This window comes from Chitinophaga eiseniae (assembly GCF_900167135.1).
Lineage (GTDB): Bacteria > Bacteroidota > Bacteroidia > Chitinophagales > Chitinophagaceae > Chitinophaga > Chitinophaga eiseniae.
On sequence record NZ_FUWZ01000003.1, the window covers coordinates 336,886 to 360,495 of the forward strand.

At 48.4% G+C, this 23,610-nt stretch carries 22 protein-coding genes; 8 read left to right on the forward strand and 14 right to left on the reverse strand.

Features of this window, described 5'->3' with window-relative positions; translation table 11 throughout:
* Positions 1–33: 33 nt before the first annotated feature.
* Positions 34–873, reverse strand: a complete 840-nt coding sequence (locus B5D63_RS20340; protein WP_078670684.1) for a universal stress protein — start codon at positions 871–873, stop codon at positions 34–36.
* 218 nt (positions 874–1,091) lie between these two features.
* Positions 1,092–1,853 carry an LOG family protein gene (locus B5D63_RS20345; RefSeq protein ID WP_078670685.1) on the reverse strand — a complete coding sequence of 254 codons (762 nt, stop codon included), beginning with the start codon at positions 1,851–1,853 and terminating at the stop codon, positions 1,092–1,094.
* 134 nt (positions 1,854–1,987) lie between these two features.
* Between B5D63_RS20345 and B5D63_RS20350 the strand changes: the two genes are divergently transcribed.
* Together B5D63_RS20350 and B5D63_RS20355 are read left to right on the forward strand one after the other, a co-directional pair.
* Positions 1,988–2,392 carry a hypothetical protein gene (locus B5D63_RS20350; RefSeq protein WP_078670686.1) on the forward strand — a complete coding sequence of 135 codons (405 nt, stop codon included), beginning with the start codon at positions 1,988–1,990 and terminating at the stop codon, positions 2,390–2,392.
* A gap of 204 nt (positions 2,393–2,596) precedes the next feature.
* The gene (locus B5D63_RS20355) at positions 2,597–3,355 is read left to right on the forward strand and encodes an SDR family oxidoreductase (RefSeq protein WP_078670687.1); all 759 of its coding nucleotides are present in this window, start codon (positions 2,597–2,599) and stop codon (positions 3,353–3,355) included.
* A 12-nt stretch (positions 3,356–3,367) separates the two neighbouring features.
* On the opposite strand, the gene B5D63_RS20360 is transcribed toward B5D63_RS20355, so the two are convergent.
* The 3 genes from B5D63_RS20360 to B5D63_RS20370 form a co-directional block, all read right to left on the reverse strand.
* On the reverse strand, positions 3,368–4,546 hold the full coding sequence (locus B5D63_RS20360) for an epoxide hydrolase family protein (protein WP_200817054.1): 1,179 nt from the start codon (positions 4,544–4,546) through the stop codon (positions 3,368–3,370).
* Between the two features lie 83 nt (positions 4,547–4,629).
* Positions 4,630–5,148, reverse strand: a complete 519-nt coding sequence (locus B5D63_RS20365) for a Crp/Fnr family transcriptional regulator (RefSeq protein ID WP_078670689.1) — start codon at positions 5,146–5,148, stop codon at positions 4,630–4,632.
* 19 nt (positions 5,149–5,167) lie between these two features.
* Entirely contained in the window at positions 5,168–5,869 is a 702-nt protein-coding gene (locus tag B5D63_RS20370; RefSeq protein WP_235021594.1) for a DUF1826 domain-containing protein, read from the reverse strand.
* Positions 5,870–6,023: 154 nt separating this feature from the next.
* On the opposite strand from B5D63_RS20370, the gene B5D63_RS20375 reads away from it, so the two are divergent.
* A complete protein-coding gene (locus B5D63_RS20375) occupies positions 6,024–6,959 on the forward strand; it encodes a terpene synthase family protein (RefSeq protein ID WP_078670690.1) in 936 nt (311 codons plus the stop codon).
* Positions 6,960–7,057: 98 nt separating this feature from the next.
* On the opposite strand, the gene B5D63_RS20380 is transcribed toward B5D63_RS20375, so the two are convergent.
* The 4 genes from B5D63_RS20380 to B5D63_RS20395 all read right to left on the reverse strand — a co-directional run bounded on the left by B5D63_RS20380 (position 7,058) and on the right by B5D63_RS20395 (position 11,761).
* Complete coding sequence (locus B5D63_RS20380) at positions 7,058–8,350, reverse strand: DUF3108 domain-containing protein (protein ID WP_200817055.1); 1,293 nt, start codon at positions 8,348–8,350, stop codon at positions 7,058–7,060.
* Between the two features lie 233 nt (positions 8,351–8,583).
* Complete coding sequence (locus B5D63_RS20385; protein WP_078670691.1) at positions 8,584–8,778, reverse strand: hypothetical protein; 195 nt, start codon at positions 8,776–8,778, stop codon at positions 8,584–8,586.
* A gap of 108 nt (positions 8,779–8,886) precedes the next feature.
* Positions 8,887–9,510, reverse strand: coding sequence for a response regulator (locus B5D63_RS20390; RefSeq protein WP_078670692.1), 624 nt, complete (start codon positions 9,508–9,510; stop codon positions 8,887–8,889).
* Positions 9,511–9,517: 7 nt separating this feature from the next.
* Positions 9,518–11,761, reverse strand: a complete 2,244-nt coding sequence (locus tag B5D63_RS20395) for an ATP-binding protein (protein ID WP_078670693.1) — start codon at positions 11,759–11,761, stop codon at positions 9,518–9,520.
* Between the two features lie 148 nt (positions 11,762–11,909).
* Between B5D63_RS20395 and B5D63_RS20400 the strand changes: the two genes are divergently transcribed.
* A complete protein-coding gene (locus tag B5D63_RS20400; protein ID WP_078670694.1) occupies positions 11,910–12,239 on the forward strand; it encodes a hypothetical protein in 330 nt (109 codons plus the stop codon).
* Between the two features lie 237 nt (positions 12,240–12,476).
* Here B5D63_RS20400 and B5D63_RS20405 read toward each other — a convergent pair whose 3' ends face one another.
* From B5D63_RS20405 to B5D63_RS20415, 3 genes are all read right to left on the reverse strand, one after another.
* A complete protein-coding gene (locus B5D63_RS20405) occupies positions 12,477–13,400 on the reverse strand; it encodes a leucine-rich repeat domain-containing protein (RefSeq protein WP_078670695.1) in 924 nt (307 codons plus the stop codon).
* Between the two features lie 25 nt (positions 13,401–13,425).
* Positions 13,426–17,568, reverse strand: a complete 4,143-nt coding sequence (locus tag B5D63_RS20410) for an RHS repeat-associated core domain-containing protein (RefSeq protein ID WP_078670696.1) — start codon at positions 17,566–17,568, stop codon at positions 13,426–13,428.
* Between the two features lie 138 nt (positions 17,569–17,706).
* Positions 17,707–18,351, reverse strand: a complete 645-nt coding sequence (locus B5D63_RS20415; RefSeq protein WP_078670697.1) for a class I SAM-dependent methyltransferase — start codon at positions 18,349–18,351, stop codon at positions 17,707–17,709.
* Between the two features lie 277 nt (positions 18,352–18,628).
* Between B5D63_RS20415 and B5D63_RS20420 the strand changes: the two genes are divergently transcribed.
* From B5D63_RS20420 to B5D63_RS20435, 4 genes are all read left to right on the forward strand, one after another.
* Positions 18,629–19,108 carry a cupin domain-containing protein gene (locus B5D63_RS20420; RefSeq protein ID WP_078670698.1) on the forward strand — a complete coding sequence of 160 codons (480 nt, stop codon included), beginning with the start codon at positions 18,629–18,631 and terminating at the stop codon, positions 19,106–19,108.
* 50 nt (positions 19,109–19,158) lie between these two features.
* Complete coding sequence (locus tag B5D63_RS20425; protein WP_078670699.1) at positions 19,159–20,055, forward strand: dihydrodipicolinate synthase family protein; 897 nt, start codon at positions 19,159–19,161, stop codon at positions 20,053–20,055.
* Between the two features lie 11 nt (positions 20,056–20,066).
* The gene (locus B5D63_RS20430; protein ID WP_078670700.1) at positions 20,067–20,393 is read left to right on the forward strand and encodes a 2Fe-2S iron-sulfur cluster-binding protein; all 327 of its coding nucleotides are present in this window, start codon (positions 20,067–20,069) and stop codon (positions 20,391–20,393) included.
* A gap of 209 nt (positions 20,394–20,602) precedes the next feature.
* The gene (locus B5D63_RS20435) at positions 20,603–21,343 is read left to right on the forward strand and encodes an alpha/beta hydrolase (protein WP_078670701.1); all 741 of its coding nucleotides are present in this window, start codon (positions 20,603–20,605) and stop codon (positions 21,341–21,343) included.
* 4 nt (positions 21,344–21,347) lie between these two features.
* Here the strand turns inward: B5D63_RS20435 and B5D63_RS20440 are convergent, their stop codons facing one another.
* Positions 21,348–22,727 (reverse strand): serine hydrolase, encoded by a 1,380-nt coding sequence (locus B5D63_RS20440; RefSeq protein ID WP_078670702.1) that lies wholly within the window; start codon positions 22,725–22,727, stop codon positions 21,348–21,350.
* Positions 22,728–22,833: 106 nt separating this feature from the next.
* Positions 22,834–23,580: a hypothetical protein gene (locus B5D63_RS20445; protein WP_143313011.1), complete on the reverse strand. Its 747-nt coding sequence runs from the start codon at positions 23,578–23,580 to the stop codon at positions 22,834–22,836.
* Positions 23,581–23,610 lie beyond the last annotated feature (30 nt).

Consider the following 23,610-nt stretch of genomic DNA (forward strand, 5'->3'; position numbering starts at 1 on the left):
CAGGAAGAATCCTAAAGCCCGTAGACAGTATGACTATTTACAATGTGCAATAAATAACGGCGATCTCAGCTCCTGCAATAGAATATCTGCCATACTTGGATAGAACCATCGTGATAAACGGCTTCTTCGGTATGCACCCAGAACGATAACTGTATCAGAACTCTCTTCCTGCAAATAAGCCGGAATTACCTCCCACGGGATACCTTTTAATACCTGAAACGTCGCTTGCGGATAATGCCTTTTCATAAACTCCTTCATTAACTTTCCATCCGGAAGATGAAGGGAAGATTTCGGGCTTTTTACCGAAACCACCTCAGTCGGTATATGCTTCAAACCGGAAAGCGTATAGTCGAACATGCGTATGGCATGCACGGAAGAAGGCGAACCATCGTACAATAATACTGATTTACTTATACCGGTAAACTCAGACGGGACCACCAATATTGGACAGACCGCCTCTGCAAACAGTTGACTGAGAAAATGCGAAGGTTTTTCCTCTTTCACCCTGGTGAACGCCTCCTTGGATTCTATGATCATAAGGTCAGCATAAATGCTTTCGTGTAATACAGCCTCTATGGCAATATCGTTATCTTTATGCAACGAGTAGTTTAGGCCAGACTGCTGACATGCCAACTCAAACTGTTGTATACTCTTTCCCATTGTATGCGTATCCTTTTCAGCGAAACTTTTCATCTCCTGGTCGGGAATACCCGTCTCATCAACAAGGTCATAATATGCATAACTTCTATAATTAATATCTTTAGGAAATACACCCACCAAATGCGCCTTTTCCTGTTTGGCAATAAATACAGCGTATTCAACGGTACTACTCGAATAACTCAAACCGTCCAAAATAGCAACTATCTTTTTCATACTTTTAATTTAAAAAGATGACATAAAATAAAAGGCTATAAATAGATCTGGAAATGCCTCTGTTCAATAATAAAATTAATAGCGTTCCAGCTGAAAAGTAATGACATCGGTCAGATCGGCTTCTGATTCAAATCATCCATGACAGTGCTTCTGCAGCCAATTAGGAGTAGAATATTTTTGCCTGGCCGGCACCTCGTGAAATTCCGACTTGCAGGCACCTATTCCCCGAAAAGCACAATCCGGCGAAATTCCTTTATCCGTTTTGCATGATATTGTTCGACAGCATATTTATGAAGATGTTTCATCGCATCGTCAATGGAATCCGTTATCAGGATATACTGCAGATCATCGGGTGATATCATATAATTCTCGATCATTTTATGAAACAATGGCATCAATGGTTCCCAATATCCGCGATTCATGAGCACCAATGGAAAATTGAGAATTTTATGGGTTTGAATCAAGGTAAGCGCCTCAGAAAACTCGTCCAGCGTACCTACCCCTCCAGGCAGGATAACGAATCCGTAAGAATATTTGAACATAAGCACTTTACGCACAAAAAAATACTTGCAACTAAAGCGCAGGTCAAGATAGTTATTAGCCACCTGTTCCTTTGGCAGACTGATATTGCAACCCACTGATTTTCCACCAGCTTCTTTTGCGCCTCTGTTAGCTGCCTCCATTATCCCCGGACCGCCACCGGTCATGACGGTAAAACCAAGTCCTGCAATACCGGCTCCTGTTTTTCGCCCCAATTCATAATAGTCTGATCCTGGTTTTACCCTGGCTGATCCAAATACAGCGATACAAGGTCCCGCAAAATGTAATACCCTGAATCCACGAATAAATTCAAACAACACTTTAATAGAAAAGAATAATTCTTTTAGTCTCGAGCGTGGTCCTTCCAAAAAATACTTCTCTTCATATCCGGGTAGTTCCTTCTTGACTACAAGTTGCGGTGTTTTGTTATCTATAATCATAGGTCGAACATTAGAAAGTTAATTTACCACAGTTTCATCCCCGATATTATGACCGTTATCATGAAGCAGTGTGATTATCCTCATTTTCCTATATCCAAAACGATGCTATATTGTATTGACCAAACCTATTTTTTATGCAGATATATATTAGCGAAGAAGCTATAGTAGCAGACATACAAGACAGGTTTCAAACCTTATATCCATTCCTGAAACTGGAGTTTTTCAGGAAACCACATGCCGAAGGTGAATACTCTCCTGAGAACGAGAAAATATCACCGGATACGCTTATCGAAAAAATACGAACACGGCATGCTTCCGGTTGGATTGATATCAGCTACTATCGCACCGCTGCCGCAGTAGAATATGATTTTAGCCACATCTTTGGGCTAAACACGCAAATACTCCGCAAAGCAGGAACACTATGGCTGGAAACTGTCAGTACAGATAACTGGACCCTGGAAGAGTTAAATAATGCCGGTAAACCGGCAAAGAGCCGCCCATTTCAATTACCGGATGCGCCGGACGTTGATAATGAATGACAGTGATATTCCGTTTCCTCATCATTTAATTTGCCTGACATACCTTGGCTTTAATAAACAAGCAACAAATTTCAGTATCGATACTCAATAAAAATTGATACTACATGATTTCCGGCATTCTCCTGTTTAGCGGGTCCGCTTCCCGCCGTATGATTTTGAAAATTTTATTGAAAATGAGTATTCATAACAAAAAAATCTGAAAACATGCCAATATTCCATAATAAAGTGGCCATTATTACGGGGGGTAGTTTCGGTATTGGCCGCGCTACAGCCATCGCATTTGCGCAAGAGGGTGCGGCAGTGGTGATTGCAGATTGCGAGGAAGATCCGGAGAGGGAGACACTCCGCCAAATAGAAGCGAACGGTGGCGAGGCCACGTTTATAAAATGTGATGTGAGTAAGGCTTCTGACGTTGCGGCGATGGTCGAAAAAACTATTGGCCTATACGGCAGGGTGGACTTCGCCTTCAACAACGCAGGCATCGAGGGTGTTTCCGCTACTACGCAGGAGTGCACACAGGAGAACTGGCAAAGAACGCTGGCTGTGAACCTGACCGGCATTTGGTTATGCATGAAACATGAGCTCTATTATATGTTACAACAAGGTAGCGGCGCCATCGTCAATTGCGCATCTGTAGCCGGATTGACCGGCTTTCCTTTACTCCCTGCCTACGTAGCCAGTAAACACGGTGTTGTAGGGCTTACCAGGACGGCCGCGCTGGAGTATGCTAAATCCGGTATTCGGGTAAATGCTGTTTGCCCGGGGGTTATAAAAACCCCTATGATAGACCGCTTTACCGGGAATGACAAACAAATAGAACAGCATTTCCGGGAAATGGAACCTGTAGGGCGTATGGGTGAACCTGCAGAAGTGGCGGCAGCCGTAGTATGGCTTTGCTCCGATGCCGCATCTTTTGTTACTGGCACTGCCCTCCCGGTTGACGGCGGCTGGACCGCTCAATAACTTTATCTTTCATTATCTACTTATAATGTCCGAATAAAACTGCCGGATATCCTCCACCAGCAATTCCGGCGCCTCCATGGCCGGAAAATGACAACCGCTGTCATAGAAGGTCCATTTATCCGGTGCTCCCATCAGCGACGTTAATTTTTTCAACAGAGATTCATCTTCTTTTTTACCAAAGCAGGCGATGGCTGATGGAATCTTCGGCGGTGTCCATTGACTGTTTTCCTGAGAACTGTCACCACCCCAGTCGAAAGCCATACTCATATTTTCGGCAAGGGCCTCTGCGCCGGACGCTCCTGTTTGATTAAACCAGTACAGGGAAACATTGGTCAATAGCTGATCTGTATCAATGGCGTCTTCGGGTAAGTTTTTGTCCTCATCTGTCCATTCTTTATATTTCTCCACCATCCAGGCCAGCTGTCCAACCGGGCTGTCCGATAAAGCGGCGCCAATAGTATGGGGTCTTGTAGCCTGGATATCCAAATAGGCCGTTCCATTTTTCCTGTAGGCTTTCATTCGGTCCAGCCGCACGTTTTCTTCCTTTGTAAAAGACGAAGTATCGGAAGGAAACATTCCCAGTCCTGCTACCGCAAAGAAATCAGTATTAATATGAGTGCCGATCAGGTTGTATGCGGCCACCCCAGACATGATACCTGCAATACCGGCTCCCATATCGCCCCCATGAACTGCAAACTTTTCGTAACCCAGCTGGGTCATTAAAGTAGTGAACGCAGTGGCAATTCTTATCATATTCCATCCCTTTTCTTTTACAGGCGTGGAAAAACCGAAACCCGGGATAGATGGAATGACCAGGTCAAAAGCTATTTGGCCGGCATCCTGCGGCTCCGTAAGCGGCCGGATCACCCTTATAAAATCCGCAAAAGACCCCGGCCAGCCATGAATAAGCATCAAAGGAACAGCGCCCGGCTTCGGTGATTTGACATGCAGATAATGGATATTCTGTCCATCAATTGCTGTTATGAACTGTGGGAACTGATTGAGAATAGCCTCTTGTTTTTTCCAGTCAAATTTATTCAGCCAATAGCCAGTCATTTTTTTCAGATAGCTGGCAGGTACACCTTTTTCCCAGCCGCTTTCAATTGCGGAGTCAAACCAACGGGCATTAGAGAGTCTTTGGTGAAGATATTCAAGGTCCTTGTCTGGAATCCGGATCGTGAACTTTTGCATAGCTTTCAAATTTTGATTGTTAATTTTCTTACGTCAAAATTCATCATTATACAAATGGAGGACGATAACAATTGTTAATTAATCTAACGCCTGTTCCTGATCCGGCTCAGCGAAACGGAAGTGATGCCCAGGAAAGAAGCAATGTAGTGTTGTGGTACTCTTTGAAGAATCCGGGGATATTGTTGCAGCAGCTCCTTATATCGTTCTTCGGGACTGTTTTTGATCCTGGACAGGAAAAGCTTCTCCACATAGGCAAGCCGCCGAAAAGTCTGTTCTTCTATGTCTTGCTTAATAAGGGGTGAGCTTTCAACGATTGTAAGGTAATCCGCTTTCGTGAGGGAATGGACTACAGATGCCTCAAGGCTCTCTATGGAATAGAGACTGGGTTTATCGTACCGGAAACTTTCGGCAGACGAAACACCCTCTCCCTCAAAGAAAAACTGAAAGGTAATATCTTTACCATCGTTATTGAAAGAAAGCCTGCAACATCCTTTCTCAATAAAATAAACTTTTCTGGCAATCTCTCCTTCATGTAATAAGCGCGTTTTTGCAGGTATCTCCTCCCGCTTGAACAGGTGACTGAATTTTTGCCATTCTGCCATCTTAATATAATATTTAAAGTCAGCAAATCAACAATAACCGGCTCTCCCCGGTCCTTTCCTTTGGTGCACGATGCAGACAGGGAGGCACCTTGCTTTCAGGATGGTCCACCGCCAGCCGCCACAGGTTACCAACCCCCAGGTTTATGGGACGCGCCTCAGGCTTAGCCTGATAATGCAGGTCGAAAAAATTCTCACTCAGGAACGATTCAAAACCTTCCTCAGCTCCATGATACAGCTTCCTGAGCTGCGCACGTATTTCCGGAATAAGTACCTTTTTTTCTCCTTGTGCATTAGGCAGTATATCACTCGCCGCGCCATAGTAGGTGCATAAAAAGGTATCGGTAGGTATCGGGGAGCGATCTACGTGAAAAGAATAAACATCGGTCGGAAAAAACGGGAAGGCATCGTCCCTGTCATAGTAGTTGATCACATTTAGAACGGGCGATGCCCCATGCGCTTTCAATAGCGCCATATCCTGTAACAGCATGTCGCGGGCAAGCGCCCCCTCTCCGCTCAACTGAAGTTCACGAAGCTCCGCTGGTTCAATTTCCGTTATGTTTCCGCTCTGCGTTACCTTTTTGACGATCTCAGAAAAATCGCCGGTTAGCTCACGCGCCCAGCAAATTGCATTTATTTCTCCACTAAAGGGTGTGGCGACCAGGTCATGAAAACTCCCTACACAGCGAATATGTTGTTCACCACCGGATAAATCTATCATCATAGTTTACATAAAATCAATGGGCAACGATAACCGACCGCTGCCTTCATATAAAGGTAGCCAATGATAATTATAAAAGACGGATGCCACGTCAATGAATTTTCCCCGCGGTGAGACAGCGTATTTTTATATGTGACGTTGATCTCAATTAAAGCCTATGTCTACCGTATCACTGCCCCCCTTACAGTATCCCTATGATACGGACGGGGGACCGCTCCGCCATCCGCTGGAAGCGCAAATAGAGGAAGATATCAGCAATTGGATAGACCATGAATACCTGTTTCTGACAGATACACAGCGGGTATTCTACAAACAATGCCGTTTTGGGATGATTTCTTCCTGCTTTTATCCCCTGGCCAGCAACAAGGCATTGACGATAGGCGCCAGACTGGTATTGCTGTTATTTATTCACGATGATTATACAGACAACATCGACATCCATCAACTGCGGCCTTATCTGCTCAAAAGCGAAGCCATCATGGCAGGGCAGGCTGTACCTTGCCGGAAAGGGGACCTGCTTTACCAGTTCAGCCTGTTCAGAGATGCGTTGCTTCCGCTGGTACCGGCAGCATGGATGCAGCGCTGGAGCTGTGACCTCAATTATTTTTATGAAGGGATGATCATGGAGCGTTGTTTTATGCCTGATCATTACCCTTCCATCCCGCATTATATGTTCCTGCGCGAGCATTTGATCGGCATATATATTTACCAGGACATCGTGGAGCTTTACATGTCATCCTTTATGCCTTATGCGTTGCTGTCCCATCCGCATGTCAGGGAACTCAGAAGGCACGCCGCGCTTATAATATCCTGGTGCCACGACTATTATTCCGCCAAAAGGGAATTGGCTGCGGGACAGATGATGAACCTGGTCCTGGTGATCAGGCAGGCGTATCAATGCAGCCTGGAAGACGCCTACGCTGAAGCTGCACGTGTCCATATTGAAACGGCGAAGGCATTTTTGCAACTGAAAGACAACCCGCCGGATTTTGGTCCCTATAACGGGCTTTTCAGGGAGTACGCCGGCCACCTTCTGCACATGTGCAAAGGCAATCATTTATGGCATCTTCATTCAGGGAGATATGATCAGTAAGACCGCTCCCTTCTCCATAATAAAGAAGCCTTCCCCCTGTAACAGACGGAAGGCTTCTTTTATTTATTCCTTTTGGGAAAGATTCTTCTTAACAGTTCTTACCGCACATCTTTCAGGTTAACATCTACCTTATCTCCATCTTTCCTAATCGTCACTTTCATTTCAATCTCGGCAGTAGCGCCTGTAGCCCCGCTGCCATGGCTGTAAATAGGGCTGGATGACAACACCGCTCCACTGGGATGCACCAGGTTGGAAGTCCCAGACTGATAGCTATAAGAATAACGGTGTGTATAACCAAAAGTGGTGAGCAATATATATTCGCCCGGCATCAGGTTGGTAAACTCGAAATGGCCTTTGTCATCATACACGGTCGTTTTCTTAATACAGGCGGCAACGTTAGGATCGATCGGCACTTCGGGGATTTTTTTACGTTTCCGGATTTTACGGTTCACTTCTTTCCATTCTTCTATATAGGCCGAATTAGGCAGAATGGACACCACAGTGCCTCGGGGGGCAAACTGCGCCTTGTTGATATTCACCACCTGTAATTTACTGCCGCCACGGTCCCTGGCAAAAGCGGTACCAGTGATAACACTGTTGCCTTTCTCCAGCATTCTCAGATTTTCCTGCTTGTCAAACTTAGCAGCTATCGGTTGATAGTCCAGTTCCTCATTCACGCAGATTTCTATGGTACCTTTACCAACAGGCATCTCCCTTTGCCAGATCCGGTGATCTTTTTTATCAATGATGTAGGTATAAATCGCGCCGGATTCTTCTTCCAATACATTCACCAGCCAGCTTTCATGGTTTCCGGTTTTAGGGGAACGCTGAATATAGCTTTTTACGTCTTTTATCACGTAATTGGACAATACGCTGTCAGTACTGGTGCCATAGTAAAACTCAGGGACAATGGCCTTGTAACCTACGTCCAGCGGCAAGGTGGTAAACAGCAGCTCCGACAAGTTAAAGTCAACGAACTTCCCCGCCGGCTTCATCGTCAGCGGCTTGTCCTTTTCACCCATCGCGCGGTACTTACCGGTAACCGTGTTTCCGAAAGTGAGGTCCAGGGAATTTTTCAGTCCTTCAGATTTGTAGCTGACAGGGCTGAACGTTTTTGCGTCCGCTACGGAAGTCCTCTTCCGGTACCACTCTCCTTTTTCATCGATATAGTCAGCCACAAACCGTAGCTGATTATCCGAAACGGATAATTCATGGGTATACGTTCCCTTCTTTGTCCAGTTGTTATCCTTCACATAGTAAATGGTGTATAACGACTTTCCGGGTTTCAAACGGCTGGCATTAATATCTGGGCTACCGGGTACAACAGTTTTCTGTGCAAAGCTGGCAAATGGCAGTAACAGCAGCAGAATAGATTTCAATGGAATTTGCATGAAGTCCTTGTTTTCTTACCAATTATAATTATAACTTATATTTAAGTCCTTTCTTAAGGGGCAAAAATAAACGATTTCCGGCAAATTGGCAGGATAACGCTCCCTACATCATATCTAGATAAGTATAAAACAACACACCCCTCAAAAAACAAGACCTGTAAGGTGATGAAACCTCACAGGTCTTTGTTGGCATGAAAGTACTTCATAAAACAATGGTGAAAGGCCAGGAGATATTAATCTTTCTGCAGATTTTTACCGCCCATAAGGTACAGTATCGCTCCTAATACAATAAGGCCAATCTTAATAGCCCAGGCCGGACCGTTCCCCCATTCGTAGATCCAGGCCAGGATACGGGGCACACGGTTAAAAAAATCGAGAATTACAGCCAGCAGACCAATAATAATCAAAAAGGAGCCAATTCTTTGCATAATGAAATATTGCTTAAATGGATTGAAAAATACAATTGATGGTAATACAAAATTAGTGTCAGGCGTCGTCAGCTATATCCCTGAAAACAGCGATTTTTAGCACTTAGATCATATCAATTTATACTGCATTGCCAGTTTAATCACTGCTGTCATGGAGGTGACGTCAAATTTTTCGATCAGGTTTTTCCGGTGACTTTCTACCGTATGCGCACTGATAAAAAGCTTTTCGGCTATCTGCGGTGTTGTCAGTCCCTGGCTCACCAGCGCCAGAATTTCTTTTTCTCTTCGGGTAATCTGCGGTATCTCCAAAAGATCGCCTTCCCTTACAACGCTCATGATCTCCTGCGTTTTCCGGCAGAGATAATTGTTGCCCTGCAACGTGGTATGGATAGCGGTAATAATTTCATCCCCTACGGAGTTTTTGAGTACATAACCATTGGCGCCGCTTTGCAGCATATTTTTAATGACCGGCCGTTCGTTATGTACGCTCAGTGCGATAATCCTTACGTCCTTGTCCCGCTTGCGTATCTGGCGGCAGATGTCCGTACCGCTGATATCAGGCAGATTAATATCCAGCAGTATTACGTTGGGCTCCAGGTAGTTGAGCGCTTCCAGTCCCGCTTTTCCGGTATCAAAGCAACCGGCAAGCGCTACCCCCTCCCGGTCCGAAAGCAGGTTTTTTAACCCCTCCAGCACAATAGGATGATCATCTATTATAATCACTTTAATCATATCGTTACTATTTTTCAGCCGTTGTTAAACATTCAACTGTAAAGCTGGTCCCTGTTCCGGGCGACGACTGCACATCCAGCTTACCCTGCAGCATTTCTACGCGGGACTGTATATTGGCCAGCCCGGCGCCTTTCAGCCGGGTCATCTGCATTTTGTCCAAACCATCCCCGTCATCTTCCACCGTCAGGTAAATACGGGTATCGCTTTGCTGCAGCTGGACCAGTATATGCGTGGCATTGGCGTGTTTCACGGCATTGTTTACCAGCTCCTGCATAATACGGTACAACGACACCTGCCGGTTAGGGTCCATATCATTTTTATAATGATATACCTGACAGGTGACAGGGATACCTGATTTTTTCAAGCCGTTGCAATACTCCCGCGCAGCCTCGCCCAATCCATAAGCCAGCAATACCTCCGGCATCATACTCTGTGCGATACGGCGCAGCTCATCCACAGCAATATCGAGGTGGTGGAGCGATTTACCGACGATGGTTCCCTGCTGCGGGTCGGTGGTGAGCGCCGTCAGGCCGGACAATTCAATCTTCACCCCCGACAACAGGCCGCCCAGCCCATCATGCAGGTCGCGCGCCAGGCGGGTACGTTCCTTCTCCTGCCCTTCCAGCGTTGCCGCCAACATGGAAATGCGGTGTTCCTGCTTTAACCTGCCCAGCTCCAGGTCATGCAGCTTTTTGGTCTGCGCCAGCGATTTGGAGCGGTGTCGGTAAGCATAATAAAGGAAAAGCCCTGCCAGGAAAAAAGCGATGGTAAGTACCGCATAAATTTTGTTCATGTTCCGGTTGTAGGTCATCTGCTCCCCCATCACTTTTAGCTCCTGCTCACGTTTAGCCGTTTTGTAATTAGCGGTGATCAGCGCCTGCTGTCTCACCCCCTTTTCGTACTCCGCCGCGAGCAACGCCTTGTCCTTTAGACTAGCGGCATAGCGCGCTGCCAGCAGATCACGGTCTTTCTGCCCGGCCAGCACCCTCGCCTGCACCAGTTGCCGGTTGCGCTGCTCTGCCAGCAGGCGTATCTCCAATATATCTTTTTCCTTTTTGGCGATCTCGTATTTAGCCTCCAGCTCCCGCGCATTATTCATCTTGCCCTCGTCGAACTGTGCTTTGTAGAGCGTCATATACTGCTTGTAATGATGCAACGCCCGGGCTGTATCTCCCGTACGTTCATAAGATTCGGCCAGCATCAGGTTAGATTGCGAGAGGTCGAATTTATTATGCAGTATATCTTTCGTGCCGGTATCAACAGCAGCACGGAAATAGCCGATGGCGTCAAGGTAATCGCCTTTTTCAAAAGCCATGCTGCCCAGCGTATTGTACACGCCTACTTCCACGGCAAACTGCTTCGTGGCCCTGGCCTCTTCCAGCGCTATCCGGTTGTAATAATTGATACTGTCTTTAATCGCGTCTGTATTGGCAAAAAAAGCGAGGAAGATGTTGGCGATACCGATGGCGGAATGGGGAATACTGCTGGGAACAGCCAGCTTCGCCCGGTTAGCCTGACCAATATAAAATGCCCTGCGCATAAACCAGAGTGCAGAATCCAGCGCTTCCCGATCGGCCGTATTGCTACGATAAAGATTGATAAAATAGCTCCCCCTGTCCTGGTGGGCGCTCACAAGGTCGTCCGGGCTGTTGGTGCGCGGCGCCTCCGCCAGCGCCAGCCGGGTATATTTTTCAATATTCACCAGGTCGTACCACTGAAAATAAACAAAGGCCAGCTCACCATACACAGACAACCGTGTTACCGCGGCTGCGGGTTCATCCTCCAGCAACGCAAGCGCTTGCTGCAGGCTGCGGATAGCTTCTATCTCTTTATGGGAGCGTACTTCCATCCAGCCTTTCATATACTGCACATAACCCTGTATTTTTTTGCTGGTCGTACGCCGGGCATACCACATGGCACTGTCCAGGCAGCGACGGGCCGCTATACTATCGCCCATAATGTAATAGGCCCCCAACAGCCCACCATACGTATGCGCCCGGTATTGCCCGTCCTTCAGCGGTGCCGCCAGCACCAGCGCCTCACGATAAATCCGTACGCCCTGTGCCCAGTCCTTATTGAAAAATACGGTCTGCGCCAATCGCACCATGGTAGGTATGCGTTGCTCCAATGGCAACGCTTTCTGCGCCAGCACACCGCGCAGCGAATCTTCCCGGGTTTGGGCAGAAACAAAAACGGCCGCCGGCAACATGATCAGAAGCAGGTAGGTAACACGTAAAGACCGGCTCATCATTTTTTAACCGTTAATTTTTTTCAAAACTGCCATTCATCAAGCATGCTAAAATAGCCGGTTTGGGTTAATGTTCTGATTATTAATGTTGTTTTCGAATTACAAACATAACACATATGTCCCAATGACACAAACGCACCTTCGCTCATCGATGGCTACAAAGATAAATACCCCGTTCCGGGGATATATCCCTGAATACAGGGAGATTTTCCGGCATAATAACCCCGTGGAGGTATGCTCCCCCATGCACAAACGAAAAAAGCATTGTACATTCCTGTACAATGCTTTTCATTCCGGTAAAATCTACCTACTGCATTTCTTTACCTGCTATACATCCGAAGCTGCCTATACGCAACAAAACCAGACAAAGGAATTCTACATTGGTCAGTTAGGTTTTCAGCCATTCGGCAGCCAGAACCCTTCCTCGGCCCATGGCGTAGGGGAAGCCATGCTCGCGGCGCTACAGGCGGCAGCCCGGTAACCATCTCTGTCAGCAAGATATGTTAGCCTTACAGCCTGTTGCTGTAAGGCTTTTTGCGCTCGCGGCAATTTTTTAAAGTCTCACTGCACCTGTTTAAGCGATTTGACTGTCTTTAGTAAAAAGGCTGCAAGCTGCAGCATGTTTTTTGGTTTTCTAGATGATAAAGAATTAGGCTAAAAGAAAACCGCTCCTCTTTTCAGGGAAGCGGTTCTTTTTATCATTAAAGCAGGATGCGGTTTATGCTTTTCGTTTAATTTCCAGCAACGAGTAATTGCCATCCGGTTCAAACCGTATCTTTTCAAATCCTGCTTTGGTAAATTTCGCTTTGATATCGTCGATATGGGCGGTCCAGGCTTTGCCACTCTCCATAATACGGAACCATTGCAGGGTTTTGATATGCATAATATCCCCGAGGTGTTCCAGTTTGGAGCAGTCGGAGATATCCAGCTGTTCCAGTTTGGAGAGGTGCTCCAGTCCTTCCAGCGAGGTCAGTTTCTTGTTCCATTTGATTTCAGCATCCCTTACTTCGCCATACCCTTTCAGGCCTTTGAAATCTTCATGTTTGCCTTCCATCCAGCCGGCGAAATGCAGGGAGGGGGCGCCAGCCTGACTGAGGGTTTCCACGGTATCCGCCTTATGCAGAAAGAGATTTTTCAGGTGTTTACATTTTCCGATTTCGGACGCGTCCAGTTTTTTATTGCCAAAGGTAATTGTGAGCGTGTTGGAGAGACCGGGGAAATTGCCGGCGTTGAAGTCAGACAGTACCCGGCCCATATCCAGCAAGGTGATATCCGGCAGCACCAGTTCCTTGTTCCAGTTCACCTTCGGTTTGTTTTCACTGTTGACCCCTATCTGCAATGCCTCCAGGCCGCGGGGCAGGTCTTCCGCTTTCAGGTGCGGCACAAACCAGGAAGGGATGATCAGCGTTTTCAGGTTTGGCAAAGTGGCCACTACCGGCGGTATAGCGGTGGTGCTATCATTATCCGGCCACAATTCAAGGAAATCGATGTCCGCCAGCTTACCATTTTCGATGGCGCCCCATTCCAGCCCTCTGTCTTTGTATCCTTTGAACTTTTCTTTTTCTGCGGTATGCAGCGTTTGCCCCATAAGCCACCGGGGAGTGCCCGATGGGATGATTTTACCGATATAACTGATAGACATTCCTGATGCTTTTAATTTAAATGCGTTATTCAATCCAGTCTGCGCCGGCTTTATTGCGTTCTCCCAGGAATTCGTCCACCCTGTTTTCCGCGGCTGCACGGATGTCATTCTGAGAGCCGTTCATCTTGGGCACGTTGCCCTGTTCATCCATCACTTCCTGTTCAAAGCTGCGCAGCACATGGTTTTTAGCTCTTCTTTCTGAAATAGGTATTTTACTCACATCGCCCATGTCCACCTTTTTGATCGTAACGGTTACTCCCTCTCTCAGCTTATCATTTTCATCAAACAACATTTCAGTTGCTTTTTTGTGGCTTTTTTCTCCACTGGCCAACCTTACCACGAGATCATCACCGGACCCCGTATACACCTTGCCGTCGTATTCGATATGATATACCCCCGGTCCGTCCGGTACGCCTATTTCCCTCAACTGTGCCCTGCGGCATTCCAGCCCGAACGGATCAATATAGGCATTGGGATCTTTCACATAGGCGTACAAGGTAGCGCCATTGCCGAGCAGTCCGATAGGGTCCTGGCTGATATACTGTCCTTCTTCCGGGCTGTAATAACGGAAACGGTTATAGTACAAGCCGGTCTCCACATCTTCATACTGTCCCTGGAACCGGAACGGAACGAAGTCCTTGCTCCCTTCGAACTTACGCACATTTCCATAAATATCCAATTCGGCGCTCCATATTTTCTCACCTTCACGGTTATACGCTTCACACGGGCTGCCGATATGATCGGTAAGGATGGTGAACTGGTCCGTAGCAGTAAGTTTGGCGGCAGGGCACATGGCACCTTCGTCAAACACCCAGGTGACAAGGCTTTCCGGCGGCACCGGTTCCGGCCGGTCCATCACCAGCTCCCCATATTCGTTCACTGCCGTTACGGGTTTTTCGGCTAATGGGTAGGACCATTCATGCAGTAGTTTGTTGGTATCCCAAACATAGCGGGTAACGCGGCCATTGAAGATTTTTTCGGTCCTGCGGGCCAGCGCGTCATAGCGGAAAGATACCGTTTTCTGGTCCGGTCGCAGCACCGATTTCAGCATGCCATTGGCATACCATTCGTACTCCCATATTTCCGGTGTGGTCCCTGTGGTCACAATTTTTTTCCGCAGGTATCCCTCGTCATTATACAGGAAGCGGGCTGTATCTGTTTCCAGCAGGCGGCCTCCTTCGCCGTATTTGCGATCTTTACGCGTTTGTGTTTTATAGAGATTCCCTCCCTTGTCGGGCAAACGGTAATCGTAGCTGCCATCTTCATACTGCGCCCATGCCAGCTGGCTCCATTCATCGTATCCGTAGTTGATGGTACCCCGTGTGAGCGCATTGGTCGCCTGCCGCAGCCGTTGGTTGGCATCCCAGTGGTAGAGCCGGTGGCGGGTGGTCCTGCCGTTGCTGTATACCTGGTGTCCGTCCGGCGTACCGGCGGCAGAAGAACCGGGAAGGTAGTTCCAGCTGCTTTTTACGCCGCCCGGCAACGTACGTTCTATCTCCAGCCCCAACAGGTTGCGCTGAATGTGGGCAGTCCAGGGGTCCTGCTCTCCTGTGGCGGCAGTGATGCCGGTCAGCGCACTGAAGCTGTCCCACTGCATCTTAATATCCGCGCCCAGTCTGCTTTTCATGGCCGTTCGTTTACCATCGGAATTATACCGGCTGTTGATCACATAACCGTCCTGCCATTCTGTGAGGATATTACCCGCGCCATCTCTTTCAAACCGCACCTGGCTGTGGTTGTTGGCTGCTTCTATGATCTGGCCGTTGCGGTTATAGTTAAATGTTTCAAAGCTGCCGTCATTCCATTCCACGCGGGAAAGGTCCCCGTTAGTACTGTATTCGAAATGGGTCCACTGGTTGCCGGGACGGTGTACACGGATAACGCGCCCGGTCCCGTCGCGCTCAAAATGCCGTACCAGTCCGTCGAACCCCGTCTCCGAAGCGATCTGGCCTGCTGCGTTGCGAACGAAGCGGTAAGTCTCCCCCAGCGGGTTTACGATGGCGGTCAGCTGCTCGTCCGTATTATAGACATAATGTGTTTTCCTGCCGTTTTCATCCCGTTTTTTCAGGCTTCCCAGCGCGGTGTATTCGTAACGTATCTCATGTTGTTTGTCCTTCGCCGCCACTACTTCGCCGTAGGCGTTATATTCCAGCTGAATATGGTTGCCGTCGGGCAACCATATATCGGTAGTGCGGCCCAGCAGGTCATACCGGAACTGCTGCTCTTCCCGGAAAGGATTAGTCACCTTCAGGCACTGCCCCCAGGCGTCGTAACGCCATTCACTGTGGGTGCCGTCTGCCATGGTAACGCTTTGTACGTTGTAATCTTCATCATAGGCAATGGCGGTGTAACTGTCATTTTCTTCTTCCACACGACTTATCAGCTGATGTTCGTTGTACCGGTAAATCCGTATGCGGCCGTCTCCTTCCGTGATGGTATGGAGCAATCCGGAGCCGGCGTAGTAGATAAACGTACGGCTGTTTCCCTCCGCATCGGTTACGCTGATGAGCCTTCCCTGCTCATCGTAGATAGCGCTTGTTTCACTGCCATCCGGCTTTACCATACCAGTTTTATTCCCTCTTTCATCGTACGTGTAACCGGTAACGTTACCTTCGGCATCTATTACCCGGTAAATCTCCATATCGGCCGTATAGTCATAGAAAACGGAATTGCCGAGCGGATTTTTCACCTGGTGCACCACGAAGTCCGGTGTATAGTAGTAAGTGGTCGTATGGCCCTGCGCGTTGGTCACTTCATTATAACCTTCTTTGGGATGATAGGCAATGAAACCTTCCATCACGCCACCGTCACCGTAAGCATGTATGCAGCGGCGCTGCTTGTCGTATTCCCAATAGAAAGACACCCCGTCACGGCCCGTCTTTTTTACCATCAGGTGGTCTTCGTAGGCGATATCCGTCGTCTGGTCGAGGGCGTCTGTCACCGCCACCAGGTCACCTTCTTCGCTGTAGGCGTATTGCACCAGTGTCTTTTCCTCTCCCCGATGGCGGCCGGCGACACGGAGGATGCGTCCATGAGGATCGCTGGTGATCAGCAGATGGCGGCCGGCGCTGTCTGTCACGCGCAGCAGGTGCCCCAACGCATTATAATGGAAGGTGACCAGGAAGTCTGATTCCGTACTGATGCTCATCAGCCGGTATTGTTCATCCTGCGGATGTACCTTGCGGAAAATACAGGTGTAACGGTTCTCCTGCTGAAAGAGCGTAAATTCATCATGATAGGTGCGGGTAAGTTGCAGTTTCTCATGCCGGTTGTAGTCGGTGTTGCCGGTAAAAGGCAGCGCATCAAATACCGCGGTGCGGCCATCTCCCAGTAATACCGCTGTAACGCCTTCCTGTGGCAGCTCTTCCAGCCGCATATCATATTTGAGATGATTGCCGCGGCCCAGCAGCCCTTCAAAAGCACTGTCGCTGTTCCAGGACCGCGCCCATTTGAGTGGAACAGGCCCGGGCAATTCAAAGTCGGTATAATCGTAGATAACGATGCCCTGCACCAGGTCTACCGGCTCCAGTCCTTTTTTACAGAGCATGCTGCTCAGTTTATTACTGCCTATTTTCTTCTGTAGTTTGTGGTTGAACCTGGTGAGTGCTTTTTTGCCCAGTTTACCGGCGCCTTTCAGCAGCGCTCCAAAGCCGTACGACATGATCAGGTTCAATAACACACCGGCCCAGTCCGGCACAAAAGGTCCGCCAACCATCACCGGTTTTCCAAAAGACAGCGGGATGGAATACGACGTGGGCAGATACAGGCTGGGAATAGGAATAAACTTTTTGCCCGGCTGCAAAGACAGCGGCATACCGATATCGTTACAGGTCATCAGCATATGCCCGGAGGGGCTCATCAGGTTCCCTTCCACTTTTACCTTTTTACTGCCGAAGAAATTCACCGAGTCATGCCCGATCATCGGCGCCAGCAGGAACGGACCGCCCATCGGGATATGAAAAAGGAATACCAGCATGCCACTGGTGTCGCTCTTTCCCCGCGGTACATGGTTGATGCGGGTGGTAGCGCCCATAAAAGGAATATAATCCATCGGGTCTATCACCAGGCCGATGTAAGGATGTGGCAGGGGAATCGGAAAACCGAGAAGGATCACGATGTGAATATCCAGCCCCAGAACGGGCGTAAAATGTTTATTGGTTACCAGCATTGATATGGTTTGGGGGTCTTTCAGTTGACCGGATTGAACAAAATGGATTCGGACAGTTTATGGCATATAAATATAAGTATTCCTAACCAGGATTGGACATCCGGGCATAAATTAATTATTTGTTGATATTGGGGGAAATTATTTCGTTGCTTCCAGCGCCACGGCGTTATTAAACCGCGTTTCTTCTTCTACCAGCCGGAACATTTTATCAGCGGCATCGTTGAATGAGCAGCGGCGTACCTGCCGGAAGCCCGCTTTTTGCAACTGGTGGGCCAGGGAAATATGGTCCCACATATACAGGTGTTCCCTGTTGCCGAAGGCCGACTGTACCAACTGTCGTATGCCACGTTGCCGCTGCTGTCTTCCCAGCAGTGTTTCTTCCATGAATTTAACATTGGCCTCTCTGTCTTCCCCATGCAGGTTATCGAGGTATTTCCGCGCTGCTGTCTCCAGGTCAGGCAATACGCAACGGAAACGGCCGCCGGGCTTCAGTATGGTGTAGGTATTACGGATAGCGGTAAGACAGTCTTCGTACGACAAATGTTCCAGCACATGGGAACAATAAACACCATCACAGGAGTTTTCCCCGACACCTGGCAACCCGGAAAGAATATCTCCCTGCTGCACGTCCGGATGAAAAGTAACATGCATCCGCTTTTTCAGCAAAGATCCGATGAGCGGCAGCTGCTGCAGCCGCAGGGTGGGCGAAGCATCAAAGTTCTTCCAGCCCGCTGGCGCGGAGAAAGGCCCGCTGCCATATTGTACATATAGTTTTCCTTCCATAAACTACGCAAACATATTTTAAGCAATCGGATGACAGGGACCGCGAAAATGGTGCAGCCTGCCTTCTTTTATCGGGATAGCGTCCATCCGGGTATGGGGTGTGGATTTACCAGGGGTAAAACCTATCAGCAGAATAACATCAGACAAACGCAATTTGTTGGCCGGTCCCTGTGCCCTTGCCTGGACTACCATTATTTGTAGGAACTGTACCAGTTGGCCCAGCCGGACGCCCTGTACTTTTGTTTTGCAATCGTGCAATTACAAAAAACTTTCAATTATGTCAAAAACGGAAGTAGCATCAGCAGCGGAAAAACAATTCAGCTCAAAAGATTTTCACCAGACGTTTGCCAGGCCCACCTATGTCAAACCCTCTCATGTTATCCACAAAAATGTGGAACGTGCCGGGGTACACAGTCAGTTCTCCGCAGAAAGGAAACACCCGGTATTTTTTGTGGACCTTCCGAGCAAGAACGTAAGCCTCACCATCGGCGGCTTGCTTCCCGGTCAAAAAACCCATCGCCACCGTCATACCTACGAAACCTTGCTGTATGTACTGGAAGGCAAAGGATGGACACTGGTAGAAGATGAGCGCGTGGAATGGGAAGCCGGCGATGCTGTGTACATTCCCTCGTGGGCGTGGCATCAGCACCAAAACCTGAGCGACAGCGAGCCCGCGAAATATATCGCCTGCGAAAACGCGCCGCAGCTGCAGAACCTGGGCGTAGCCCTCCGCGAAGAAGAAGGCAGGGACTTCTAATGATTCATCCGGCGTCTTCCCCGAAGACGCTTTCTTTAAAACAAAATACTATGAACAATATACCATTTAAAGGGGTGATCGCGTATCCTGTCACACCGTTCAATAACGCAGAAAAGGTAGACATCCCGCTCTTTAAAAAACAGGTAGAACGTCTCGTGGCAGCAGGCTGCCACGGTATTGCCCCGCTGGGAAGCACCGGCGTGCTCCCCTATCTTACCGATGAAGAAAAGGAGGCCGTCACCATAGCGACGATAGAGCAGGTGGCACACCGCGTCCCCACGCTGGTAGGCGTTTCCAACCTTACTACACAGAAGACCATCCATCATGCGCAATTTGCCGAAAAAGCAGGCGCCACGGCGGTGATGATTATTCCGATGAGCTACTGGAAGTTGACCGACAGTGAAATCATCCAGCACTATGATGCCGTTGCCTCGAAAATCTCCATTCCGATCATGGTGTACAATAATCCCGCCACCAGCGGGGTAGACATGTCGCCAGCGTTGCTGAAGCAGTTGCTGGAAATACCGAATATAACCATGATAAAGGAAAGTACCGGCGACGTGCAGCGCATGCATTTCCTGAGAAAGACCTTAGGGGAAGCGGTAGCGTTTTATAATGGCTCCAATCCGCTGGCGCTGGCTGCTTTTGCCGCCGGAGCGAACGGATGGTGCACCGCTGCTGCCAACCTGATCCCGGAGCTGAATATCGCATTATACGACGCAGTACAAAACGGAGATCTGCACGAAGCCCGGAGATTATTCTACCGGCAGGTCAACCTGTTAAAATTCATCGTCGCCAAAGGCCTGCCCAGGTCCATCAAAGCCGGACTGACGCTGCTCGGCGTTGAAGGCGGTGAGTTCAGAAGCCCGCTGAAGCCATTATCACAGGACGAAATAGCAGAACTCAGCCACATTCTCGACGAGGTAAAAGGCGCAGTGACGGCTTAAAACAGGCGATCATGACTTCCGATACTTTGAAAATGGGCGAACCGGGCACTGCTACAACCGGTATAACGGTCACCGTTACACTGAGAGGCGTAACGAGCCAGGTGCCATGGCACGAACAAATACCACTGCTCGATGCCCTACTCAGCGCCGGAATAGATGTGCCTTATTCCTGCTGCCGGGGACAGTGCGGCTCCTGCGTATGTCAGCTGCAGGCAGGGGAAGTACGCCTGAGAAGGAACTATGTGCTGTCAGCGGCCCATCTGGAAAACGGTTTGATCTTAACCTGCGTGGCAAGCCCTCTAAGCAGTCATATCAAGATAAATTACGACACTTTGTAGCCGCCTTTCTCAGATTATTTAGGTATTTTTGCGCCGGTTCTTTTTAAAATCTGTTATAATCAGTTCCCGACAAAAAATATAATATATAAAAAAATAGAAAAGAGAGACTTATGAATGTAAAAATTCATAAGTCTCTCTTTTTTAGACCATTTCCTGCCTTTTCTTTGGAGATAACGTCCCGGTGAATGCAGGTAAAATTAAAAGAGGTTATGGCGCAACGTGTGAAAGTGGTTTTTGCTGTTTTATTCCTGTTCATCAGTTTCCGCGGTTTTTCTCAAAACCCTGCTGACACTGTTAAAGAAGCACAAAAGACGATTTATTTTTTCAGTGGCATCGGAGCAGATTCCACTGCCTTTATGAACCTGCAGCTGCCTGGTTATCGCAGGGTATATATCTCCTGGATACCAGCCTTGCCCGACGAGTCGATCGAACAGTACGCAGGAAGGCTCAAAAGCCAGATCACGGCTGATCATCCCTATATCATCGGGCTGTCCTTCGGAGGTATTGTGGCGGTAGAAGTCTCCAAACAGATCAGGGTAGAAAAAATGGTATTGATTTCCTCTGTCAGAACAAAAGACGAGTTGAACAAATTCCAGTTTTTTTTCATGAAACTTGGCCTGTACCGGATCATTCCAGGCTCTCTGCTGAGAGGCACCAATTTCCTGACGAACAGTTACTTTGGCGCCAAAACCCCTGTGGACAAAAAAACGTTAAAGAAACTGCTGCAGGCCACAGACGTTTCCTTCTTTCGCTGGGCGCTTAAAAGCATCGCCTACTGGGACAACAAACAGCTGCCGGAGAGAACGATCCAGATACATGGAACGGCCGACAGGGTGATCGCCAGCAGGCTGGTGCATCCCGATTACCGCATTAAAGGCGGCGGGCATATCATGGTTTTTAATAAAGCCGATACGATCAGTAAGATTGTTATGAAATATTTTAAGGAGTAACATATTATTTCTCCAACTCCGCTATTATCATCTTCGCATTCGTATTTCCCGGGTCCAGCGCCAACGAGCGCTTATAATTCGCCAGCGCCTGCTGCTTGTCTCCTTTTTTGTAATAAGCCTCTCCCAGGCTATCGAACACATTCCCTGAGGAAGGAAACAGCCGGGTATTGTATTCGAAAATGACGATGGCGTCTGCCGTCTGATTATGCCCGAGATAATAATACCCGATGTTATTGAGCGGCGCTTCACTATCGAAATCATACTGTTCCGCGTATTGTTTTTTCAACTGTTGAAACAGTGCCAGGCACTGCTGTGCGTTCAGCGTGTCCAGTTTTCCTTTAAACAGCTGTTCCGCAGATTTTCTGGGTTGTTGCCAGGGTTTCCCGTCGAGGATCGCCTGGATAGCGGTATTCAGCTCATACAGGTTCCCCTGTTTGTTGTTGGTCATCAGGATGACCGTACGGCCTTTAGGCGGATCGCTGACCAGCAACGCATTGAAGTGCAGGCTGGAACCATCGTGTATATGCCGGATGATGTGATCGCCTTTCATCTCTCCCCCACCAAGTCCCGCCTGTTTGTTCGGCCCTGCGGGATACAGGATAGTGCGGGTATCTTCCGGTGACAGCAGCCGGAAACTATTGATGCTCTCCGACCATTTATAAAAATCGTCCAGCGTAACGGCCGTCCAGCCGGAGATGGGATAAAACAAGGCATCCGGTTTGCGGTCGTCATTAAACGCGATGGCCATCAGGCTGTCTTTTTCGGTCGGGTCTATCATTGAGGCCGTCATACCACAGGGTTGCAGCTGCTGTTTTTCCACGAACGTATTGAACGGCATACCGGTGACCTGCTCAATGATCCGCCGCTGCAGGAATACGTTCGCGTTGTTATAGGCATAATTGCTTCCCGGCCGGAACATCAGCTGCGGCAGGTTTTTAAGGTCGTGCAGGATGTCCGCGTCCGATTTCGCCGTTTTCCAGTTGATATCCGGCAGTCCGCTGGTATACTGCAACAGGTGTAGTATGGTGATGCTATCCGCCCAGGAAGGCAGTCCCGGTACATACCGCGACACTTTATCATCGAGGCTTAACTTCCCTTGAGCTTTCAGCATCATGATACCTACGGCATTAAATTCTTTTGCGATGGAGCCTATATGGAAACGGTGCTGTACCGTCAGTGGTACGCTGCCCGTGGCATCGGCGGCGCCTATCGCGGTCTTGTACACTACTTTGCGATGGTCGGCTATCAACACGTTGCCATTAAACACGCCGAGGCGATGCGCCCGGTGGACCATGGAGTCGATCAGGGCCGCCTGCCGTGACTGGGCGGCAGTGACGCCGGAAACGGCGGTAATCAGCAGCAGGAAAAGGGAAACAATCTTCATATAGTGGAACAAGTTACTTTATAACGGGAATCGTCAAAGCTGCCAGGCAGTATAGGCTATGTGAAGATAACGTTTTCCTGCCGGAATATAGTTGTGGGCACTAGCGTTACAAATGAACCCGGGGAACCCGCCTGGAAAGTTTTTCATAGTCGATCGCCTGTACTTCTTCCCCTTCCTGTAGTAAGAAGAGCCGGTTATGTGCAAGGGAATAATAGATCTCCAGCGCCCCTTCGACATAAAAGACGCCGAAGCGCTCGCCATCCTTCCATTTTGCATGCTTAGCCAACAAATAGGCGTAGTCATACCACCAACCGTTTTCTTTCTCCAATAACCTTACCTTCAAAATAGTACTTTCATATTGAACATGCGCATAAACAGTTGTAACCGTTTTGGTTTTTTCAATGGACAACCACCCGGCTTTCTTTCCATCTCTTGATTTTTTGGAAGGCGTATCTAATTTAAACGCAAAATTGCTGTCCAGTATCTCCTGATAAGCCCTCTCAAAGACCGACCAGTCCCAGTTATACGCTTCGGTCAACTGAAACATCGCCGTCTGAATGATATCCAGTAGATAACGGCATCGGCCATACTCATCCAGCGATTCATAGAGGTCGCGGTTAAAGTCGATCAGAATTGAAACAATGGACCCGATTTTCCAGAAGGAGTAGGTCGTTACCGGATTGCTTGACAGAAGATTTATCCTTCCAGTATGCGGAGGTTTGTAGCCACGCATTTTCTGCAGATACAAATCACCTACAAAGTTTTGAAGTGAAGTTTGTTCCCGGTATTCAGGGGAATTATTGGCATAAGGAGAATGTATGTGAAACGTAATATCGTCGAGCGGAGCCCCCATCTTTCTGTAAATTGGACCTCTACAAAATAG

Excerpts from the sequence above, each read along its gene's own strand:
- B5D63_RS20340 (WP_078670684.1), bottom strand. The coding sequence starts at position 873 with ATGAAAAAGATAGTTGCTATTTTGGACGGTTTGAGTTATTCGAGTAGT.
- B5D63_RS20345 (WP_078670685.1), bottom strand. The coding sequence starts at position 1,853 with ATGATTATAGATAACAAAACACCGCAACTTGTAGTCAAGAAGGAACTA.
- B5D63_RS20350 (WP_078670686.1), top strand. The coding sequence starts at position 1,988 with ATGCAGATATATATTAGCGAAGAAGCTATAGTAGCAGACATACAAGAC.
- B5D63_RS20355 (WP_078670687.1), top strand. The coding sequence starts at position 2,597 with ATGCCAATATTCCATAATAAAGTGGCCATTATTACGGGGGGTAGTTTC.
- B5D63_RS20360 (WP_200817054.1), bottom strand. The coding sequence starts at position 4,546 with ATGCAAAAGTTCACGATCCGGATTCCAGACAAGGACCTTGAATATCTT.
- B5D63_RS20365 (WP_078670689.1), bottom strand. The coding sequence starts at position 5,148 with ATGGCAGAATGGCAAAAATTCAGTCACCTGTTCAAGCGGGAGGAGATA.
- B5D63_RS20370 (WP_235021594.1), bottom strand. The coding sequence starts at position 5,869 with ATGATGATAGATTTATCCGGTGGTGAACAACATATTCGCTGTGTAGGG.
- B5D63_RS20375 (WP_078670690.1), top strand. The coding sequence starts at position 6,024 with ATGTCTACCGTATCACTGCCCCCCTTACAGTATCCCTATGATACGGAC.
- B5D63_RS20380 (WP_200817055.1), bottom strand. The coding sequence starts at position 8,350 with ATGCAAATTCCATTGAAATCTATTCTGCTGCTGTTACTGCCATTTGCC.
- B5D63_RS20385 (WP_078670691.1), bottom strand. The coding sequence starts at position 8,778 with ATGCAAAGAATTGGCTCCTTTTTGATTATTATTGGTCTGCTGGCTGTA.
- B5D63_RS20390 (WP_078670692.1), bottom strand. The coding sequence starts at position 9,510 with ATGATTAAAGTGATTATAATAGATGATCATCCTATTGTGCTGGAGGGG.
- B5D63_RS20395 (WP_078670693.1), bottom strand. The coding sequence starts at position 11,761 with ATGATGAGCCGGTCTTTACGTGTTACCTACCTGCTTCTGATCATGTTG.
- B5D63_RS20400 (WP_078670694.1), top strand. The coding sequence starts at position 11,910 with ATGGCTACAAAGATAAATACCCCGTTCCGGGGATATATCCCTGAATAC.
- B5D63_RS20405 (WP_078670695.1), bottom strand. The coding sequence starts at position 13,400 with ATGTCTATCAGTTATATCGGTAAAATCATCCCATCGGGCACTCCCCGG.
- B5D63_RS20410 (WP_078670696.1), bottom strand. The coding sequence starts at position 17,568 with ATGCTGGTAACCAATAAACATTTTACGCCCGTTCTGGGGCTGGATATT.
- B5D63_RS20415 (WP_078670697.1), bottom strand. The coding sequence starts at position 18,351 with ATGGAAGGAAAACTATATGTACAATATGGCAGCGGGCCTTTCTCCGCG.
- B5D63_RS20420 (WP_078670698.1), top strand. The coding sequence starts at position 18,629 with ATGTCAAAAACGGAAGTAGCATCAGCAGCGGAAAAACAATTCAGCTCA.
- B5D63_RS20425 (WP_078670699.1), top strand. The coding sequence starts at position 19,159 with ATGAACAATATACCATTTAAAGGGGTGATCGCGTATCCTGTCACACCG.
- B5D63_RS20430 (WP_078670700.1), top strand. The coding sequence starts at position 20,067 with ATGACTTCCGATACTTTGAAAATGGGCGAACCGGGCACTGCTACAACC.
- B5D63_RS20435 (WP_078670701.1), top strand. The coding sequence starts at position 20,603 with ATGGCGCAACGTGTGAAAGTGGTTTTTGCTGTTTTATTCCTGTTCATC.
- B5D63_RS20440 (WP_078670702.1), bottom strand. The coding sequence starts at position 22,727 with ATGAAGATTGTTTCCCTTTTCCTGCTGCTGATTACCGCCGTTTCCGGC.
- B5D63_RS20445 (WP_143313011.1), bottom strand. The coding sequence starts at position 23,580 with ATGGGGGCTCCGCTCGACGATATTACGTTTCACATACATTCTCCTTAT.